Origin of the sequence: Spirosoma sp. KUDC1026 (assembly GCF_013375035.1) — a bacterium.
Classification (GTDB): domain Bacteria; phylum Bacteroidota; class Bacteroidia; order Cytophagales; family Spirosomataceae; genus Spirosoma.
On record NZ_CP056032.1, the window covers coordinates 2,011,454 to 2,031,578 of the forward strand.

Here is a 20,125-nt window from a genome sequence, read left to right on the forward strand (position 1 = left end):
AGGCTAAAAAGACTATGAGCTGGCAAGCAGGCAACATGACGTTTCTGAACCAGTTGGTTTGTTTTCAGCGCGGCAAAGCGCTTGCCATCGACTGGGAGTACGCGGCCAACGGGAAACTCTGGACATATCAGCTGAATTATTTTGATTTTCTCAATCAGCCCGACATGTCACAGGAAACGGGGCTGATCCTTATGCTGAATTTTGTCCGGCAAACACCCGCCCTGCGAACAGCATTGGAGGCTTACCCCACGTCGTTACGGATCATGAATTGGATCCAGTTTCTGTCTCGGTTTCAATACAGTAGTGCTCTAATCGACCGACACCTATTCGCTCAGGTAAAACTGCTAAACCATCGGCTGGAACATCATCTGGCAGGGAATCACCTGCTGGAAAACGGCTTTGCCCTGCTGGCGGGAGCGATGTATTTTCGGCAGCGCAACTGGTTGCAGAAAGCCACATCTCTGATCCGTAGCGAACTGCAGAGCCAGCTACTGGCCGATGGCGGTCACGAAGAACGAAGCCCCGTGTACCACCAGGTACTCCTCGACCGGCTGCTGGACAGTATCCTGATTGTGCGGTCAACCAACTGGCGGGCCGACTGGTCGTTTCAGCAGCTTCTGATTCAGAAAGCCTGGCAGATGCTGAGCTGGCTGGAAAGCATGACATTCGCCAATGGCGACATACCGATGGTGAACGATGCTGCATGGGGGGCTGCACCCACCACGAGGGAACTCCGTCAGAAAGCTACTCAGCTGTTACCCGAAGTAACAACTGTACCCAGACCATCGGTTGTAAACCTGGCCAGCACCGGCTACCGGGCGTTTCTGCTGCCGCGCTACAAACTGGTGGTCGACGTCGGCGATATTGGCCCCGACCACCAGCCGGGACACGCCCATGCCGATACGTTCTCATTCGTGCTATACGCTGGCCAGCAGCCGATCCTGGTTGATAGTGGCACGTCGACTTACCAGCCCGGTGCCCGCCGGAACTGGGAACGGAGTACGGCTGCACACAATACGGTCGAGGTGGCCGGGCAAAATTCTTCGGAAGTCTGGTCGGTATTCAGAGTTGGTCGCCGGGCGCGGGTGCAGATTCTGGAGCATACCAATTCCCTGTTACGGGCCCGTCACAATGGGTATCGACACCTGAAAATCAACCACGAGCGGCAGTGGATAGCCCTACCGAATAGTATACAAATCATCGATTTTGTTGATAATCAGCGTAAGAACGTAACTTTGAAGGCCATAGCGCGCTATTACATTCACCCGGATGTAGCGGTAACCCGCGTTTCAGACGGAGTTATTGCCGGGCCGTGGCGCATACAGGGCCAGGCAGACGAACCGTTATCGATGCGGTTGACAACCTATGAATTAGCGGAAGGATTCAACCGGCTCCGGTCTGGATTGTGTCTGGAAATAACGTTTTCCACAAAACTGGAGACTAAACTGACGCTTATCGCATGACATTACTTTATCTGACATTTTATTTCGAACCTGATCTGAGTGCCGGGTCGTTTCGGAATACTGCGCTGGTTAAAGAACTGGGTCATCAGTTACGGGCTGGCGATACGATTCATGTTGTGACAACACAGCCTAACCGCTACGCATCCTTCCGGCAGTCGGCGCCCGAAAAAGAGGTGTACGTAACGCCAACGGGCTGCCGGGTCATAATTCACCGGGTGAAAGTGCCAGCGCATGATAGTGGATTCTGGGGACAGATCATGGCTTTCTGGGCGTATTTCTGGGCGGCTCATCAACTGGCTCAGTGGCAAACTTATTCGCAGGTGGTTGCTTCATCGTCCCGCCTGTTTACGGCGTTTCTAGGCGCAAAACTGGCTCGCAAACAGCGGGCAGGTCTGTTTCTGGACGTTCGCGACCTGTTCCGGGAAACCATACTGGAACTTCTGAAGCGAAAACTCGGCATGCTGTCGGGCCTGCGTCTGGGACTGGCTCCGTTACTCTGGCTCGTTGAACGGTACACGTTCGGGTATGCAACTCATATCAACCTCGTATCGGAAGGATTTCAGCCTTATTTCACCCGATACCGGCGGGCTACGTATAGTTACTTTACCAATGGTATCGATGACGAATTTATGAGTCAGCCCATTACGCTCCCGCAGACAGCGCCGGTAAAAGTACTGCTCTACGCCGGTAATATTGGCGATGGACAGGGGCTGCATACCATCATTCCGGCGGCCGCCAGTGAACTGGGCGACGATTTCCGATTTGTCGTCATTGGGGCGGGGAGCGGCCTGGAAAAACTGAAGCGATCCATCGAACGAAAAGGGCTGACAAATGTGACGTGTTACCCACCGGTGAGCCGGAACGAGCTGATTGCCTATTACCAGCGGGCCGATTATCTGTTTGTTCACCTGAATGACCTGCACGCATTCAGGCGGGTGTTGCCGTCAAAACTATTTGAGTATGGCGCTACCAATAAACCTATTGTTGCTGGCGTCGCGGGATATGCTGCTCAGTTTGTCACCGAGTATCTGCCTAATAGCATTTTGTTTGCCCCCGGCGATGTTACGTCATTGGTCACGCAGTTGCGCGAAACACCTTACCTGACCACGCCCCGGCCCGCCTTTAAGCAACTGTTTGGCCGGCGAATTATCATGCAGGCGATGGCATCGTGTATTTTGAGCAAAGGAAATCCTATTCATACCCAGTGGTTACCTGAACTCAAATTTTACAAGTCCGCCTGGTCATGAATATTGTGCTGACGGGGGCTTCCGGTTTTCTGGGACACTATATTCTGGCCGAACTAGGCCGGGGGCATAATATAACGACGCTCGGACGGGCAGTCGCCAGCCATCGGCACATTCACTGCGACCTCGCCCGCGAAGAACCGAAGCTATCGATTCAGAATCCGATGTGCGTCATTCATGCTGCTGGGAAGGCACATTCTTCCCCACGAACAGAAACCGAACGCCGGGAGTACGAACAGGTAAACGTACTGGGAACTCGTCGATTATTGGCTGCGCTGGACCGGCAGGCTGTACTACCCAAGTCGTTTATTTATATCAGTTCTGTGCTGGCGTATGGCCGTTCTGCAGGATGGCTGCTCAATGAGCAAACGCCCTGTGCACCTACTGATGTCTACGGCAAAAGCAAAGCGCAAGCCGAAGAGATCGTCCGGACCTGGGCCGATCAGAATGAGGTATGTCTGACGGTTCTGCGGTTACCACTCGTAGCTGCCCGGCAACCCAATGGTAATCTGGGGGCGTTGGCCAGAGCAATCAGACAGGGGTACTACGTTCGGCTGGGCGACGGGGCTGCGCGTCGAAGCATGGTGCGGGCCGACGATGTAGCGGCTATTTTGTTACGGGCGGCTGCCGTCGGCGGCACGTATAATCTGACGGATGGGTACCATCCGAGCGTTCGCGAACTGGAAGATACACTGGCTCGTCAGGCCAACCGACGTATTCGGCTGTCAATTTCGTCAGGCCAAGCTCGTCTATTGGCGCGTCTGGGCGATGGCATCAATACCGTAATCGGTGGGCGTTTTCCCATGAATACAACTGCGCTTACCAAACTTACATCTTCACTTACGTTTTCCGACGAAGCAGCCCGGCAAAAACTCGGCTGGAATCCTCGCCCGGTCCTCGATCTGTTTGTATGACGAACCTTGCCTGGCTCGCAACTGGACTGATGCTGCTGGGGGCCGAGCTGGCCTATCTGCGACTCGCCCGCCAATTTCGTATCATCGATCTTCCTAATGAACGAAGCATGCATACGGATCGGGCGATTGTGCGGGGTGGAGGCATAATCTGTTGGGTGGCAGCTATGGGCGTGTTTGCCGGCTCAGGTTTTGCTAAGCCGTGGTTCTATCTTGGATCGGTATTGGTAGCGGGCATAAGCTTTATGGATGACCTACGCTCCGTTCCCAGTCCTATTCGGCTTCTTGTGCAGGGGCTTGCCGGCGCGCTGTTGCTGTATCAGAACGGCCTATTTGGGTTTGAGAATGGTTCTAGCCTGGTTATGCTGTTTGTATGTGTCGCGATGCTGAACGCGTACAATTTTATGGATGGCGTCAATGGGATGACCGCCTTGTATAGTCTGCTGACGTTAGGAACGCTGCTCTACCTGAGTCAAACGAAAGCTACCGATACGTATTCGTTGCTGTTCAAGGTTGAAATGCTGGCTCTGCTGGTCTTCGCCGGATTTAACGTCCGTCGCCGGGCTATCTGCTTTGCGGGTGATGTTGGCAGTATAACGGTGGCCTTTATCGTACTGCAGGGAGTTCTGGCTGCTGTGTTGCAGTACAAAACTTACCTGCCTGTGCTGTTGCTGGCGGTGTACGGAGTTGATACTGTGCTGACGATTGTGAAACGGCTCTACCTGCGCCAGAATATTCTGTTGCCGCACCGGATGCATCTATTTCAGGAACTGGTTCGCAAAGGAGGCTGGTCACATCGGCGGGTGTCGGGTGTGTACGCGTTCGTGCAACTGCTCCTGAACGTATTGCTACTGATAACTCTCGAAAAACCGGTTGAGGTCCAGTGGCTAACTGCCTCCCTGATCCTGGCAGGCTTGTCGGTTGTTTACATAAGTGCGAAATGGCGACTAACCTATGTAACGGCACAAAAAAAGCCGCTTCCGGGTATGGAAACGGCTTTACAATAAGAGTAGTAAGTGCTTACCGGATGCTCTTGCCGAGGCTAATCAGATCTTCAGCTGACATCCCACCAATTACTTTCTTCAGCACACGACCATTACCGTCGATAAACATCAGCGTGGGATAAGCTTCCAGAGGATAGACCGCAGACAGGCTTGGTCCTTCCCCTTTTTCCATATCCATCTTTACGTTGATAAACTTGCTGTTGTATAGGTCGCCCACGCTTTTCTGTGTAAACACATTTTTCTGCATCATTTTGCAGGGGCCGCACCAGCTCGCATAAGCGTCGAAGAAAATCACCTTTTTCTCGGCTTTTGCTTTTTGCAGAATTTCCTTCCAGGAGGCTTCGGTGAATTTGATTCCTGTTTCGGCGCTGGCGGTGGGCTTTTTATCACCGGCTTTGTTTACGTCAATCGTCCGTCGGGCGGCATCGGTTGGTACAGTGCCGAGTCCGGCAATCAGAAGAGTTAGTACCCAAAACACTTTTTTCATAGTCGAACCGGAAACCGGTGGTCTTAAAATGGTTTTCTGTGTTTATAACGTACCAGCTAACGGCTTTCGTTTCCGGCGGTCGTTTGTTTTCCATGGCAAATTAGCTGACCGGCTGAATAATAGCAATGATCGGACTAATTTGCTGGGCTTTGCAGCTGGCTGTTACGAATGGATTAAGCAGGTTACGTGCCATTCTGCATAATCTTTACGAACTTTGCGGCCGTTTTAGTCATCAACGCCATGCCCGTCAAACAATCCGAATTTTTCGTCAGCAACTCCGATCCTGCTAAATGCCCCAAGCCCGACCGGCCCGAATATGCGTTCATCGGCCGTTCGAATGTCGGTAAGTCTTCGCTGATTAACATGCTGACGGGACGAAACTCACTGGCCAAGATTTCGGGTAAACCGGGTAAAACCCAGCTTATTAATCACTTTATCATCGACAATGACTGGTATCTGGTTGATTTGCCGGGATATGGCTACGCGCAGGTTAGTAAAACTGACCGGGAAAAATTCGCGGCTCTGATCGATGGTTACCTGACCGGGCGGCCCAATCTGCTCTGTATTTTCGTACTGGTCGACTCGCGCATCGAACCGCAGAAAATTGATCTTGACTTCATGGAGAACCTGGGCGACCGGGGCCTTCCGTTCGTAATTGTGTTCACAAAAACCGAAAAACTCGGACCAACCAAGTTGCAGGCGGCAATAGACAACTACCGGGCCCGTCTGCTGGAGAGCTGGGAGGAGGTTCCAGAGCTATTTGTTACGTCGGCTGTTACGGCGGTGGGTCGTGAGGATATTCTGTCGTTTATCCGGCCACTGAATGAAGAGTTCTGGCAGAATGAAAAGGCTAAAAGGAAATATTAATAACAAGTCGCGTTTTTTGCGTCCCGGTTAGCCACATTTGCGCGCTCGTTAACGTATAATTCTAAAAACAAGTAATCCCCTAATCAAGCAATACGTCGCCCAAAACAGACGTTACCAATTTATTACGCGTACCTATGGAAGCATTAAAACAGATTGCCAACGTTGCCGGTTACAGCGGCTTATACCGGATTCTGAAACCAGGCCGGGCCGGTGTTATTGTGGAATCTCTGGACGATAAAAAAGCCAAGACCATGATGGGCCCAACGGCTCGTGTATCGGTCCTGAACGATATTTCAATCTACGTAGATGATAACGATGAGCAGTCGATGCCGCTGAGCGACGTCCTGCTGGTGATCAACGAAAAGTACGGCGAGAACCTGACGGCCGATCCGAAGGGCTCGAACGAGGAATTGGCTGAATTTATGACTTCGGTCGTGCCTAACTACGATCGGGAGCGGGTGCGGCCAACAGACATCAAAAAGCTGATCAGCTGGTACAACATCCTGCGTCAGTATGCGCCCGAAGTGTTTGAGGCTACGACGGAAGAAGCCCCAGCGTCGGCCGAAGAAACAACCGAAACGACGGAAGAAGAAACAAAAGCATAATCACTTTTGCTTTAGTCTAGTTATCTAATCGATAGTTAGACTTTAACAAAAAGTCTCCATTTTCAGTGAGAACAGAAAAGCCGCGATGACCCTTGGTTTCGCGGCTTTTTAGTGTTTTTAGAGAAAAGACGTGAGACAAAAGAGAAAAAGACGTAAGAAAAAAGACCGATTTACTGTTGGCGCCAGCGTCTTTCCTCTTGCGTCTTTTTTTCTTTCTTCTATAAAAGACTAATCTACCGTGCTCAGTTTTACCGTATTGGTACGGCGCGACTGGGTCAGTGGCATACTGAGCGTGTTGATGAAGATATCACCCGACGCCAGTTTTTTCTGCGTAATCAGCGTTTGCTTGATGCCTTCAACCGTCTGGTCAACGGTCTGCTCCACATTGGGTTCGTACGGCATCACCTGAACGCCCCAATACAGGCCCAGCGTGTTACGGAGTTGCGCGTCATTCGAGAAAACGTACAGATCCGCTTTGGGCCGGTGGTGCGACAGACGAACAGCGGTGTAACCCGAATTTGTGATGCCGATGATGGCTTTCGCCTGGGTATCGCGGGCTAACCGGCACGCACTCATTACGACGTTGTCGTTGATGGCGTTTTCGGTTGGATATTCGTTTACTTGTGCGTGGTAGCGGAAATAGATATTGTTGGTCGACGTTTCCACCTGCTTGATGGTGTTGGCCATGCTTTCTACCGCCAGAATTGGGTATTTACCCGAAGCTGTTTCGGCGCTGAGCATAACGGCATCGGCTCCGTCTATCACCGAGTTGGCGATATCGTTGATTTCGGCGCGGGTTGGGCGGGGCGCATCGATCATGCTCTCGAGCATCTGCGTCGCTACGATAACCGGTTTTGCCGCCCGGTTACACTTTTCCACCAGCATTTTCTGGATCATCGGCACCTCTTCGGCCGGTAATTCGACGCCGAGGTCACCACGGGCAACCATCAGACCGTCGGTGGCTTCAATGATCGCATCAATGTTCTGAATCGCTTCGGGCTTTTCGATTTTAGCGATAACCCGGCTCTTCTTGCCTTTCGATTTGATGTAATCCTTAATTTCCAGGATTTCGGAAGCCTCGCGAACAAACGACAGGGCAATCCATTCGGCATCGTGTTCCAGACCAAATTCGAGGTCAGCCCAGTCTTTTTCGGTCACGGCTGGCATCGACACTTTCGTATTAGGCAGATTAACGCCTTTCTTCGACTTCATCGGACCGCCGTATACTACTTCCGTAATAACGTCGGTGCCATCGGTACCGATTACTTTCACCTCCAGCTTGCCATCATCCATCAGAATGCGCTCGCCTGGGTGAACGTCTTTGTACATATCCTTGTAAGGCGTACTGACCCGTTCGGCCGTACCGAGAACATCGTCGTTCGTAAAGACAAGTTTATTCCCTGCTTCGATCAGTACACCGTCTTTGTTCTCGACGTTACCGATCCGGATTTTAGGCCCCTGCAGATCCTGAAGGATGCAAAGGTTTAGTTGGTGTTCTTCGTTGATTTCCCGGATACGGTTCAGCCGCATCAGGTGATCTTCGTGAGTGCCGTGGGAAAAGTTAAGCCGGAAAACGTTTACCCCGGCTTTGGCTAGTGCCAGCAATTGTTCTTTTGTTTCGGAAGCCGGGCCTACGGTGGCCACGATCTTGGTTTTCTTAGACATGAGGGACGGGAAAAATTGGGCAAAGGGCCGAAAGCCGTTGCAAAATTAACCGGATGGGCAAATTTACAGTCGGCTTCACAGAAATTTTACGGACATGGCCAAATCAGCGATGCCCGGCTCTGCCAACTACTACTGACTAAACGACCGTAAATATACCAACTTACAAGCTAACTCAGTTGATACAATGCGCGCCTGACCGAATCTGACCAGACAAATGTGTAGCTTCGAACCGACTGGCGGCCTGCAAGTCAAAACTATTGGGAACTATAAGATGCCAGTCAGAGTTAACACTGTTATAAAACATAACCACACGGCTAAATGGGTATTGTAGAACGCAAACAACGGCAACGGCTGGAAGTCCGGAACAGCATTTTGCAGGCGGCCTGGGAGGTCGTTGAGCAGGAGGGCTGGTCGGCTCTGTCGATCCGTCGGATTGCGGATGCCATTGAATACAGCGTGCCGGTTATCTACAGCCATTTTGAAAATAAGGACGCCATCCTGCTGGAATTTACCAAGCAGGGATTTACGCGTCTGGCCGAAGAGTTACAGACCGCTCGGGACGCTCACAAGACGCCCAGCGCTCAACTGGAAGCGATTGCGAAAGCATACTGGGAGTTTGCGCTCAAGAATAGAGAGTATTATCAGTTGATGTTTGGACTGGGCATACCGGCCTGCGAAACCGTAAACCGAGTTGCTGAAGTAAAACAGTATAGTGATGTAATCTTATCGGTCATACAGAAGGCTGTCGCCGAAAGTAACCAGCCAGAGGTCGATTTTTTTCTAAAGTTTCATACGTACTGTTCCATTCTGCACGGACTGGTATCCATTCAGATGGTCGGTAAAGAAAGCACAATTGATCCTGTGCAGGAACTGGTGCTTCAGGATGCCATACGTGGTTTTATTAAAGCCCTCGGCTAATTTTTTTGCCTATTATGTAACAGTGTTAGTTTTAGTACCATAGTTTAATTTTTAAGTACCATTCTTTAATGCCAACTACCATGACAACAGAAGCAGCGGTTAAATGGGCAGTAGACCCAACCCACTCCGAAGTACAGTTCAAAGTAAAACACCTAGTTATCTCGACCGTAACGGGTTCCTTCAATCAGTTCAGCGGTTCGGCAACGACCACTAACGACGACGATTTTGACGATGCAGAAATCCATTTTTCTCTGGACGTAAGCAGCATCGATACCAACCAGGAAATGCGCGATACACACCTGAAATCAGCCGATTTCTTTGACGTAGCGAACTATCCGTACATTACGTTTCAGTCGACCTCGTTTAAAAAAGCGAAAGGGGATCTGTATAAATTAACCGGAAACCTGACAATGCACGGCGTAACGAAAGAAGTTACGGTTAACGCTGAGTTCGGCGGATCGGCGAAAGACGGTTACGGACAAACCAAAATCGGTTTCGAAATTACGGGCGTTGTGAACCGGAAAGAGTTCGGTCTAACCTATCATGCGCTGACCGAAACCGGTGGCCTTGCCCTGGGCGAAGACATTAAACTGATTGCCAACATTCAGTTGACCAAACAGGCGTAAGCCATTCCTTTACCAACTAGTAAAAGCAAAGGGGGCAGATGGTTTTGTAACGATCTGCCCCCTTTTTATGCGTAGCGTAACCGTTACAGGCAGTCAACGTCGGCCACGATGTTTACCTGTCGGAGTCCCTTGTCAATCAGAATGTCGTTAATACGTTCCCGAATGAACGCTTTGACGGCTTTGATATTGACTTTCTCGCGCTCCAGTTTGATTAGAATATCGAACAGGAACTGATTCCGGATACGCTCTACCAGGGGTTCCTCCGGTCCCAAGACGCGGCTACTACCGAGCGTATCGATTAATTCGGCGGCCAGTCGATCGGCGGCCCGCTGGCTGATGGCCTTGTCCGTATGCCGAACGGTGAGTTTTATCAGGCGGCAGAAGGGCGGGTAATTAAAATCCTGCCGCTCCTGAATCTCCTCGGTGTACAGGCCTTTATAGTCGTTTTCGATGATCTTCTGCAGGATCGACTGCTGGGGATTAGCGGTCTGAATCAGTACCGTCCCCTGGCGGCCGGCCCGACGCCCGGCCCGGCCACTCACCTGGGTCAGCATCTGAAAGGAGCGCTCTGTCGCCCGGAAATCGGGGAAGTGAATGAGCCGATCCGCGTCGAAAATACCCACTAAACTGACGTTGTCGAAGTCGAGCCCTTTTGTGATCATCTGCGTGCCGACGAGCATATCGACACTCCCGCTTTCAAATTCCTGGATAATCTGCTGATACGCGTTCTTGGCGCGGGTAGTATCCAGGTCCATGCGCAGGATTCGCGATTCGGGAAACGTAATCTGGAGCTGATCTTCCAGCTTCTCGGTGCCAAAACCTATGGTTTTTACTTTGGTTGACCCACAGATCGGGCAGAACCGGGGCACGTTTTCCTTGTGGCCGCAGTAGTGGCAGCGTAGTTCGGCGTCGCGCTGGTGATACGTCAGGCTCACGGCGCAGTTCGGGCATTCTGCCGTCCAGTCGCAGTCTTCGCACTGCATATAGGGCGAGTAGCCCCGCCGATTTTGAAACAGAATACTTTGCTCTTTACGCTCCAGATTCTGGCCCAGCGCATCGAGCAGCACCGACGAAAACTCATTCTTCATGGTTTTCTGCCGTTTCTCCTGCTTGGTGTCGACCAGTAGAATTTGGGGAAGCGTTGCGTCGCCGAAGCGTTTAAACAGCTCCACCAGCCCGTAGCGTCCCTGTTTAGCCTGGTAATACGTTTCGATGGAGGGCGTGGCCGAGCCCAGCAGTACTTTGGCCTGCTGCCAGTGCGCCAGCATGATGGCCACGTCGCGGGCGTGGTAGCGCGGAGCGGGATCGTGCTGTTTATAGCTGGTTTCGTGCTCTTCGTCCACGATGATCAGGCCGAGGTTGTCGAAGGGGAGGAACACTGCCGAGCGCACGCCCACTACAAACTGATATTGGCCCGACACAACGCCTTTCCAGACTTCGACTCGTTCATTATCCGAAAACTTGGAATGGTAAATGCCCATCTTATCGCCAAATACGCGCTGGAGTCGAACGACGATCTGGGTTGTCAGGGCAATTTCGGGGAGTAAGTACAACACCTGCGAGCCACTACCCAGTGCCTGCTGGATCAGGTTGATATAGACTTCGGTTTTTCCGCTGCCCGTAATGCCATGTAACAGCACAACGTTCTGCTGCTCAAACTGCGCCATAATCTGGTCTGATGCAGTCCGTTGGGCCTCGGTTAATTTGATTTCTGCCTGGGGCGCTTCGTTGTCCGAAAAGCGGGGCTGGATGATCTCAAACGTTTCAAAAACCTGGTTTTTAATCAGCGTAGTCAGGGACGACTGCGACAGTTCATCATCCTGATTCAGAATGGTTTTGTCCAGCCCCCGCTGGTTCAATTCCGGGTTACGCTGCATGGGTACGTGACTGAGATACCGCATAACAACTTCCTGCTGCTTGGGCAGTTTTTCGAGCCGTTGCAGCAGCACGAGTAGTTGTTCCCATTCTTCATAGTTCCGGTTAAGCCGGATCTTGCGTACCATTTTCGGTACATATTTCTCCCGCACTTCCTCGAACACGATCACCGCTTTTTTTCCTACCAGCGATTTGATTAAGGCTGGTACGTTGGTGCCTGCTCCCGCCAGCCGGGCCAGTTCGTCGTAGGTGAGAGCTGGTTGTTTTTTGAGTTCGGCCAGGAGTGTTTCTTCAAGCTCGGTGAGCAGTTCAGGATAGTCAAAATCGGGATTGAACTGCACTTTCGACTGACTCGAAATTTTCAGGCCGGATGGCAGTGCTACGTTCATAACATCGCCCACGCAGCACATATAATACTCCGCCATCCAGCGGAACAGCTCCAGCTGGTAGCCCGTTACGAGCGGGTATTCGTCCAGGATCTCGGTGATATAACGTGCCTGGTAATTAGTAGGCGGGGAGTTGTGAAGCCGGGCTATAATGGCCGTCAGTACGCGCCCGTTGTTTTTCCCAAAAGGTACAATCACGCGGGCGCCGATTTTCAATTGATCGACCATACCCCTGGGTACCCGGTACGTAAACAGTCGGGGAACGGGTATGGGCAGAATCAGGTCGGCGAAGACGGTGACTTCGTCGGCGTCAAGACCCAGGAAAAGCGTATTGGTTAAGTTTTCCACAACGAGCTACAGGCGGTACGGCTTAGTAAAGATAAAACAAACCCCGCGCGCAGAAAAGGAGTTCGGCCGTAGTCGTAAAAAGCAGAGACCAACGCAACCTTTGGCGGCTTTACGGGTGTTACGTCATTAGTGACCTGCTGCCACGGCAACTGCTGGACAGTAGGCGTCTCCCATGTAATTATGCAGATATTCGACGTAATCATCGTTGGCGGTGGCCCCTGCGGGCTCGCGGCTGGTATCGAAGCGGCCAAATCGGGCCTGAGCCATCTCATTCTGGAAATGGGCAGCCTGACGGAATCGATCCGGCAGTATCCCCGCCGGATGCGCTTTTTCTCGACAGCCGAAAATATTGAAATCGGTGGACTCCCCTTCGCTATCTCCGACGTAAAAGCGGGACGTAACGAAGCGTTGCAATACTACCGCAAAGCGGCTGCTTACTATAACCTGAATTTTAAACTGTTTCAGGAAGTATGGGACGTCGTGAAAGACGACGATCTGTTTACGGTTACGACTAAACTTGGTGACCAGTACCATGCTCGAAAAGTGATTATGGCAACGGGCTATTTCACCCGACCCCGCTGGCTGAATGTGCCCGGCGAGACCCTGCCGCACGTAACGCATTATTACGACGAACCCTTCAAGTATTCGTTCACCAACGTCGTGATCGTGGGCGCGTCGAACTCCGCCGTCGAAGCTGCGCTGGAACTGTACCGGCACGATGTGAACGTAACGATTGTGCACCGGGGCGAAGATTTCCGTAGTACGGTCAAATACTGGCTGGTCCCCGACGTGAAAAACCGGGTGAAGGAAGGGCGTATTAAAACGGTATTCGATTCGAGCGTGACGGAAATCAATGAGCAGTACGTAACGGTCATGAATCAGAAAACCGGTGAAGAAAGTCAACTCCCTGCCGATTTCGTGCTGGTGCTGACGGGATACATACCCAATGCCGATCTGCTGCGTCGTTGCGGCATCGACCTCAACCCCGATACGCAGGTGCCAGTCTACGATAAAGAGACATTTGAGACAAACGTACCGGGCCTGTACGTCTGTGGAACGGTGCTGGCGGGTATTTACACGGAAAAAGTGTTCATCGAAAACGGCCGCGAACACGCACAATCCATCATCGACCACATTATGGGACGGGAGGTACATAAAGTAGCCGAGCTGATCCAGCGGATTTAAGCTGTACCGCATGAATTTCCTACCTTCGTGCCGGGTCACGAAAGACCGGGCCACGAAAGGCCGGGTCACGAAAGATCAGTTACGAAAAACGATACAGTATGAAACGAGTAGCATTATCAATGATCGCGCTAGTGGGGCTAATGGCCTGCGAGGGGGGAAGTTTCCGGAAAAAAGATTGCCAGACCTGTGAAACGCTGACGTACAACGGGCAAGGGCAGCAGACCAACCGAAACGAGATGCGGGTTTGTGGGGATAGCGAAGTCGCTGACTACATCAAGGCGAACACCATCAGCACAGGCAGTTTGAGCGTCGTAACGACCTGTAAAAAGTGAGTGTTGGGTCTAACGAATCAACTCAAACGATTGGATTTCTTTTTCCTGACCGTTGAGGATGATTGACAGCCTATGCTGACCGGTATAAAAGGTTCGGGTAGTTATTGGTTTGAACCGCTGGTTTCGGCTGATGACTACCCATTCGTTTGGCTGGTAAACCCGCTCACTGATTTTGAAGACTTTTTTCCCAAACAAACCATTCTGCTTTCGATAGTAAACAGCGTATTCCAACCGAACCAGTTGCGCCAAGGCCTGGTCGTTGTGAACCCGGAAGGAAAACACCAGATTCTCGCCGATCTGAACGGTGGGCGTTTGGATGGTGAAGTCGAACAGGTGCAGATTTTCGCTCGATAGACCATACAACGTCAGTACGTCTGGATGGCCCTGTTTCAGCAGCGTCCGACAGCCGTGTTTGATGATCGCGTCGGTTTGGGGACTGATACCCCGCCAGTTTGCGGCAATGCTCAAAACAAGCTCGGGATGATCCTTGGCGATGTCGTTCAGGTGGTTGGCTACGCTGCGCCGGACCCAGGGGTGCGGATCATTTTTTAAGTTTTCCAGGAGGGCCAGCAGCGGCTGCGGATTTTGCTTGAGCGCTGGTACGGCCATTGCCCAGGGGAGACGTGGCCGGCTTCCTTCGCTGGCCAGCCGCCGAACCCGGTAACTTTCGTGCCGGGACCAGGCTGTCATCTGATCAAGCATCCGGTTGCCATACCGCAGTAGAAAAGGCCGTACAGCAAATTCACAGCTTACAAACTGCGTGACGTATTCCAGAGCGTCTATTGATTCTTCGCAGTAATCCAGTCCATAAGTTTCAATGTAGTCCGGTAGGAACATGAACTCCAGTTGGTTATCCTGAAAGCCATCCGCCCGAAGTTGCGGAATGACAGTTGGCAGTAGAGCGACTGCCTGGGGGTAATCGACCGGTAAAACGCGATGCAGTACGTTCGCCGTGTGCTTCATGCGGCCTTTCAGTTCTTTACGTTCGAAATCGTCCTGGAAAATAAGCGCCAGGAACATTGACTTATTGAAGCCAGGAATGCTTTTCTGAAACGAGTCGACCAGGCGATTGTAGAACTCAACGGAATACAGATCTTTGAGCAAGCTACTCATGAATATAGGCGGATTACTTTGATGCGCGAAGGTCGGACGTAACAGACATAAACACCAAACAAAAAGGCCCCGACTACTCAGTCGGGGCCTTTTTGTTTGTCGCTGAATCAGCTTAAGCACCAGGGTAACCTGGGTTCTGCGTTTTCAGGTTCGGGTTGTTCAGCAGTTCCTGACGGGGGATCGGCAGCAGGAGGTGTTTTTCCTGGAGCGGCCGGTTTGAACTGAGGTTTACGTGGCCCACGAAATTGTCAAAACCGTTGGTTTTCTCGTTGTATACTTTACGCAGTCGTATCATGTCGTACCAGGTCAGTTGTTCGTAGCACAGCTCGTGCCAGCGCTCCCGCCATACGGCTTCCCGGAACGTAGCCTGCGTGAACGTACCTAGCGCTGGGGTTGTCAGCGTAGCGCGGTCACGAATACGCTTCATCGCATCGTAAGCCGCCTGGTTTGGGCCACCTACTTCGTTCTGCGCTTCCGCATAGATCAACAGCGTTTCGGCGAAGCGGATCTGTGGTACATTCAGATTATTCTGACGCGTACCCGCCACTCCCGACGTACCATTGGCCGTCCGGTTGAAGTGCTTGAACACGTATGGCGCTCCCAGCGAGAACGGTGCACCGTTACCGTTGGTGTAGTAGGTGGTATAGAAATAACCAGCCTGATCTTTAGCCCGCAGGTCACCCGCTTCGTAGGAGGCATAGAACGATGCTGTTGGTACCGAGCTTCCCGTTCCACCAGGACCGTTGTAGGTTACCGGTTTGAAGTTTGGATAAAAGTTATCCATTGGGTTACTAGCTACAGCCGTATTGTACTGGATCATGTACAAATGCTCAACCCGGTTTTTGGTACTCTCCCTGTGAATATCTTCGTAGGTCGAAAACAGGTTGATCACCGACGGATTGGCGTTTGCGTAGGTGATTACTTCGAGTGCTTTATCAGCGGCCAGCTTGTAATACGTGGCTCCTTTACTGAGTGGGAAGCCAGCCATTGTCAGGTATACTTTGGACAACTGCGTTTTCACGGCTGCCATGTTCGCCCGACCGCTCACGTCCATCCAGGCCAGACCTGCGCCTTCGGCTGCCGTCAGGTCGTCAACGATCAGTTTATACACGTCTTCCTGCGAAGCACGAGCTGGTAAGAAGTCAGGCGAAGCCGCCGATTGGGGCGTTGTAATCAGCGGAACATCACCCCACAATCGAACAGCCATAAAGTAAGCCGTCGCTCTGAGGAATCGTGCTTCACCCAGAATTTTAGCTTTCTGAGCCGCGTCCATTGGTGTAATCCCTGGTACCCTATCAATTACCAAATTGGCATTCGCAATTAGCGTATACAGACCGTTCCAGTAGTTAACGACATGGGCAGTATTCCCATCATGAACCAGACCATATAAGTTATTGAGGTCAGAGTTCTGAGCGGTTTCTGTGGTTGAAGTTCCTGTCAATGCTTCCAGCAACTGCCAGTTCGTTGAAAAAATACCTGCGTCACCGCCCATAAAGCGCGTACCTGCATAGGTAGCTGCCAGTGCTGCTTCTGCGTGGTCTGGAATCGTGTAAAATGTGCCTGGACTCAAATTGGAAGGAGCCTGTTCCTTCAGAAAGTCCGAGCAGCCAATGGGGCCAGTTAAGGCAAGCCCACAAAGAACCGCTTGGCTGATATATTTAGTGAGTGTATGTCTCATACGAAAAAGTCAGTAAACAAAATGCGTTGGTAAATTACAGACCGATCTGCAGGCCAAATAGGTATGTTGTTGGTTTTGGGTAGTTGTGCCAGATCATACCCTGCGAGAAAGCACTGTTACCAGCTGCCTGGTTCGTTGGCGTTACTTCTGGGTCACCAACGATTGGATCTTCTAACAACAGGAAGAAGTTCTGCGCCGAAGCGTACACGCGCAGGCGGTTCATCTTCAGTTTATTAGTGACCTCGGCTGGGAACGTGTAGCCAAAGAGCAGGTTACGACCGCGCAGGAACGAACCGTTTTTGATCCAGTGGCTGTCTACGTTGGTCACGTAACCAGCCCGGGTGTCCCGAATCTGGGCGATAGGCGTGTTCTGGTTCTGAGGTGTCCAGGCGTTCAGTACCGATGAGTAGCTGTTGGCCAGTGCCTGCCGGTCTTCGCTGGCGTGCAGGTTCATCAGCATAACGTCGTTACCGTACATAAACTGCAGTTCCAGCGTAGCGTCGAAGTTGCCGAAACGAAGGTTGTTCGTCATGGCACCCCAGCCTTTAGGGCTACCGTTACCAATGATGCTGCGGTCAGCATCGGTGATAGCGCGGTCGCCGTTTACGTCCAGGTATTTGATGTCACCCGGCAGAATCGTCAGACCATTCCGGTAACTCGTGAATCGAGCCGCTTCTTCCCGCTCAGACTCGTTCCAGGTACCCAGACGGGTCAGACCATAGAACGAACCAACCGGTTCGCCTACCCGAATTACGTTAGTTGGGTTCGTGAAGTTAGGACCACCTACGTTGAAGATATCGGAAGGCGTAGCCAGCGTTAGGACTTTGTTGCGGTTCAGCGAGATATTGAACGTTGTATTCCAGCTAAACTTACCGTTGTTGACGTTCACCGTGTTCAGGCCGAATTCAAACCCTTGGTTCTGCATCGAACCGACATTGCGACGGATGGTACCGTAGCCGCTGGTACGTGGTACGGGTGCGTCAAGCAGCATATCGGTTGTCAGACGATAGTAGTAGTCGGCTTCCAGCGAGATGCGGCCTTTGAACAAACCAATTTCGACGCCCACGTCGGTCTGTGCCGTTTTTTCCCAGCGCAGGTCGGGGTTAGCCAGACGGTTAATACCCGTTCCACCGGCCCGTGTATCACCATAGACGGCTGCGTAGTTGGAGCCAAGCAGCGACAATGACGTGTAAGGAGGAATTTCGGAGTTCCCTGTCAGACCGTAGCTACTGCGAATTTTCAGGTTCGAAATGATCGGGTTACCTTTCAGGAAATCCTCTTCCGATACGCGCCAAGCCAGAGCGGCAGAAGGGAAGAACGCAAATTTGTGGTTTTCCCCGAATTTAGACGAACCATCGGCCCGGCCCGTAAATGTCAGCAGGTACCGATCCCGGAAGCCGTAGTTAATCCGGCCAAAATATGAATTAAAGGCAAAGCGATCGGCGTACGATGATACCGATGGGTTCGTAGCCCCAGCGCCCAGGTTGTTAAACCCGAAATAATCGGTGGCAAAACCGCTTACGCTGGCTCCGATACCAAACCGGGTGGTTTCCTGCCAGGAAATACCCAGCAGACCCGTGAACGAGTGATCCGTTCCGATCTGCTTGTTGTAGGTCAGGTAGTTTTCCAGCGACCAGAAATTCGTACGGTTATTATTACCCGACGCGTTTCCGTTACCGCCGATGTTCAGCGTACGGGATTGCGACTGGTTGATTTCCTGTGTCTGTATGTTGGTACCTAATACCGACCGGAATTCCAGGCCTTTAGCCAGGCTGATGTTAGCAAATAAGCTACCCAGAATGGTCTGCGTGTTCTGAATATAACGACGATCCAGCAGCCGGTGGACCGAACTCATAGTACCCTCAGCATAGGGATAGTCCCGGTTTTCGGCTAAAACACCTGAGTCTGGGTACCGCACGGGCAGGAAGGGGAAATCTTCCACGATTTGCCGGGCAACGGCGTCGTTAATATCCACCAGGTTTTCGGTCTGGTAGTTGTAGTTCAGCGTACCACCGATTTTCAGCCATTTCTTTACCTGATCGTCCAGGGTGAACCGGCCCGAATACCGTTTCATGTATGAGGTTTTAATCAGACCCTGATCGTCGCGGTAGTTCAGCGAAACCGAGTACTGCGTACGCTCATTACCTCCGCTGAAACCAAGCTGATGGTTCTGCGACAGTTTATTCTGCGACGACTCCTTGAACCAGTCGGTATCATACAGGGGATTCAGGTTTGCGTCGAAAACGCCGGGGTGCGCGGCACTGAACGCACGGCGACGGACAGTTGGATCCAGGTAAGACCATTTACCAGCCGCCCAACCGACGGGGTCGTATTTGGCCATGTTCGCGTAGGCGAGGTCTTCAACGGCCAGATATTCTTTTGCATTCAGCACTTTGGGCTTGTTAGGGCCGATCGTGTTGACGCTGAACTGTCCGTCATACGTAATGCGGCTTTCGCCCGCTTTCCCTTTCCGGGTTGTCACCAGAATAACCCCGTTGGCACCCCGGGCACCGTAGATAGCGGTTGACGACGCGTCTTTCAGGACCTCAACGCTGACAATGTCGTTGGGGTTGATGTAGTCAATCGGGTTACTGAACTGATCACCAGTACCCTGTGGCAGCATCACACCGTCTACTACGTACAGGGGGTTGTTTGATGAGTTGATGGAACTGAAACCGCGGATCCGAACCGTTGTCCGTCCACCCGGACGACCAGAGTTGGTGTTTACCTGAACGCCGGGTAGACGTCCTGACAACTGCTGGTTGAGCGACGGTGCCGGACGTTCCAGAAGCTCAGCTTCTTTGATTCCTGATACAGCACCCGTTAAATCCGACTTGCGGGCCGTACCATACCCAATAACGACGATCTCGTCCAGCGTTTTGTCGTCGGCCTTGAGCGTTACGTTGACGGTTGCCTGCGAGCCAACGGCAATTTCCTGGGCGTTGTAACCCACGAAGGAAAACACAAGTGTTGCACCGGCGTCCGGAACATCCAGTTTATACGAGCCGCTTGCGTCTGTTACGGTACCGCGCTGTGTTCCCTTAACAACGATACTAACGCCGGGAAGGGCTTCATTTTTGTCATCGACAACCCGACCGGTAATGGTACGATCAACCTGGATCGTGTTAATGGCCAGAAATCGAGTGGCACGCTTACCCAGGAGCTCTGGATCATTTGATGCAATGGCGTGGCTGCTGGTCAGACAGGCAATGGCCAGTGCAAAGGGCGAAACGGAATGGCGCAGAAGCCTGCCTGCCCTACCTGATAGCGGTAAAGGTTTTTCCATAAAGACTGAACTGCTGAAAGCAGCTGTTTTAGGTGTTTGGAATAAGTTCGGAGAAAACTTATCTGGGAGAAAAGACAGGTTCCAGTAGAACTACTCATGGATTTATTAAATTTTTTTAACAAATATTTAAAG

At 51.9% G+C, this 20,125-nt stretch carries 16 protein-coding genes; 10 read left to right on the top strand and 6 right to left on the bottom strand.

What is annotated here, in order from left to right; translation table 11 throughout:
• Positions 1-14 precede the first annotated feature (14 nt).
• The 4 genes from HU175_RS08550 to HU175_RS08565 are packed head-to-tail and all read left to right on the top strand — an operon-like array spanning position 15 to position 4,625.
• Positions 15-1,463 carry a heparinase II/III family protein gene (locus tag HU175_RS08550; RefSeq protein WP_255433124.1) on the top strand — a complete coding sequence of 483 codons (1,449 nt, stop codon included), beginning with the start codon at positions 15-17 and terminating at the stop codon, positions 1,461-1,463.
• Complete coding sequence (locus HU175_RS08555; RefSeq protein WP_176566194.1) at positions 1,460-2,710, top strand: glycosyltransferase family 4 protein; 1,251 nt, start codon at positions 1,460-1,462, stop codon at positions 2,708-2,710. The genes HU175_RS08550 and HU175_RS08555 overlap by 4 nt, the downstream gene beginning before the upstream one ends.
• Positions 2,707-3,621, top strand: coding sequence for an NAD-dependent epimerase/dehydratase family protein (locus HU175_RS08560; RefSeq protein WP_176566195.1), 915 nt, complete (start codon positions 2,707-2,709; stop codon positions 3,619-3,621). The genes HU175_RS08555 and HU175_RS08560 overlap by 4 nt, the downstream gene beginning before the upstream one ends.
• Positions 3,618-4,625 carry a hypothetical protein gene (locus HU175_RS08565; RefSeq protein WP_176566196.1) on the top strand — a complete coding sequence of 336 codons (1,008 nt, stop codon included), beginning with the start codon at positions 3,618-3,620 and terminating at the stop codon, positions 4,623-4,625. The genes HU175_RS08560 and HU175_RS08565 overlap by 4 nt, the downstream gene beginning before the upstream one ends.
• A 13-nt stretch (positions 4,626-4,638) precedes the next feature.
• Here the strand turns inward: HU175_RS08565 and HU175_RS08570 are convergent, their stop codons facing one another.
• On the bottom strand, positions 4,639-5,109 hold the full coding sequence (locus tag HU175_RS08570) for a thioredoxin family protein (protein ID WP_176566197.1): 471 nt from the start codon (positions 5,107-5,109) through the stop codon (positions 4,639-4,641).
• A 240-nt stretch (positions 5,110-5,349) separates the two neighbouring features.
• Between HU175_RS08570 and yihA the strand changes: the two genes are divergently transcribed.
• Together yihA and HU175_RS08580 are read left to right on the top strand one after the other, a co-directional pair.
• The gene (yihA, locus tag HU175_RS08575) at positions 5,350-5,976 is read left to right on the top strand and encodes a ribosome biogenesis GTP-binding protein YihA/YsxC (protein WP_176566198.1); all 627 of its coding nucleotides are present in this window, start codon (positions 5,350-5,352) and stop codon (positions 5,974-5,976) included.
• Positions 5,977-6,110: 134 nt separating this feature from the next.
• Entirely contained in the window at positions 6,111-6,581 is a 471-nt protein-coding gene (locus HU175_RS08580) for a DUF5606 domain-containing protein (RefSeq protein WP_176566199.1), read from the top strand.
• A gap of 228 nt (positions 6,582-6,809) precedes the next feature.
• On the opposite strand, the gene pyk is transcribed toward HU175_RS08580, so the two are convergent.
• A complete protein-coding gene (gene pyk / locus HU175_RS08585; protein WP_176566200.1) occupies positions 6,810-8,246 on the bottom strand; it encodes a pyruvate kinase in 1,437 nt (478 codons plus the stop codon).
• Between the two features lie 318 nt (positions 8,247-8,564).
• Here pyk and HU175_RS08590 point away from each other — a divergent pair, with 318 nt between their 5' ends.
• Together HU175_RS08590 and HU175_RS08595 are read left to right on the top strand one after the other, a co-directional pair.
• Positions 8,565-9,164 carry a TetR/AcrR family transcriptional regulator gene (locus HU175_RS08590; RefSeq protein WP_176566201.1) on the top strand — a complete coding sequence of 200 codons (600 nt, stop codon included), beginning with the start codon at positions 8,565-8,567 and terminating at the stop codon, positions 9,162-9,164.
• 80 nt (positions 9,165-9,244) lie between these two features.
• Positions 9,245-9,790 carry a YceI family protein gene (locus HU175_RS08595; protein ID WP_176566202.1) on the top strand — a complete coding sequence of 182 codons (546 nt, stop codon included), beginning with the start codon at positions 9,245-9,247 and terminating at the stop codon, positions 9,788-9,790.
• An 83-nt stretch (positions 9,791-9,873) separates the two neighbouring features.
• On the opposite strand, the gene priA is transcribed toward HU175_RS08595, so the two are convergent.
• Entirely contained in the window at positions 9,874-12,279 is a 2,406-nt protein-coding gene (priA, locus tag HU175_RS08600; protein ID WP_255433129.1) for a primosomal protein N', read from the bottom strand.
• A 300-nt stretch (positions 12,280-12,579) separates the two neighbouring features.
• On the opposite strand from priA, the gene HU175_RS08605 reads away from it, so the two are divergent.
• Together HU175_RS08605 and HU175_RS08610 are read left to right on the top strand one after the other, a co-directional pair.
• Positions 12,580-13,584: a YpdA family putative bacillithiol disulfide reductase gene (locus tag HU175_RS08605; protein WP_176566204.1), complete on the top strand. Its 1,005-nt coding sequence runs from the start codon at positions 12,580-12,582 to the stop codon at positions 13,582-13,584.
• Positions 13,585-13,682: 98 nt separating this feature from the next.
• On the top strand, positions 13,683-13,916 hold the full coding sequence (locus HU175_RS08610) for a hypothetical protein (protein ID WP_176566205.1): 234 nt from the start codon (positions 13,683-13,685) through the stop codon (positions 13,914-13,916).
• A gap of 9 nt (positions 13,917-13,925) precedes the next feature.
• Here HU175_RS08610 and HU175_RS08615 read toward each other — a convergent pair whose 3' ends face one another.
• The 3 genes from HU175_RS08615 to HU175_RS08625 all read right to left on the bottom strand — a co-directional run bounded on the left by HU175_RS08615 (position 13,926) and on the right by HU175_RS08625 (position 19,993).
• A complete protein-coding gene (locus HU175_RS08615) occupies positions 13,926-15,029 on the bottom strand; it encodes a DNA alkylation repair protein (RefSeq protein ID WP_176566206.1) in 1,104 nt (367 codons plus the stop codon).
• Between the two features lie 112 nt (positions 15,030-15,141).
• Positions 15,142-16,707: a RagB/SusD family nutrient uptake outer membrane protein gene (locus HU175_RS08620; RefSeq protein ID WP_176566207.1), complete on the bottom strand. Its 1,566-nt coding sequence runs from the start codon at positions 16,705-16,707 to the stop codon at positions 15,142-15,144.
• A 34-nt stretch (positions 16,708-16,741) separates the two neighbouring features.
• The gene (locus tag HU175_RS08625; protein WP_176566208.1) at positions 16,742-19,993 is read right to left on the bottom strand and encodes a SusC/RagA family TonB-linked outer membrane protein; all 3,252 of its coding nucleotides are present in this window, start codon (positions 19,991-19,993) and stop codon (positions 16,742-16,744) included.
• Positions 19,994-20,125: the final 132 nt, after the last annotated feature.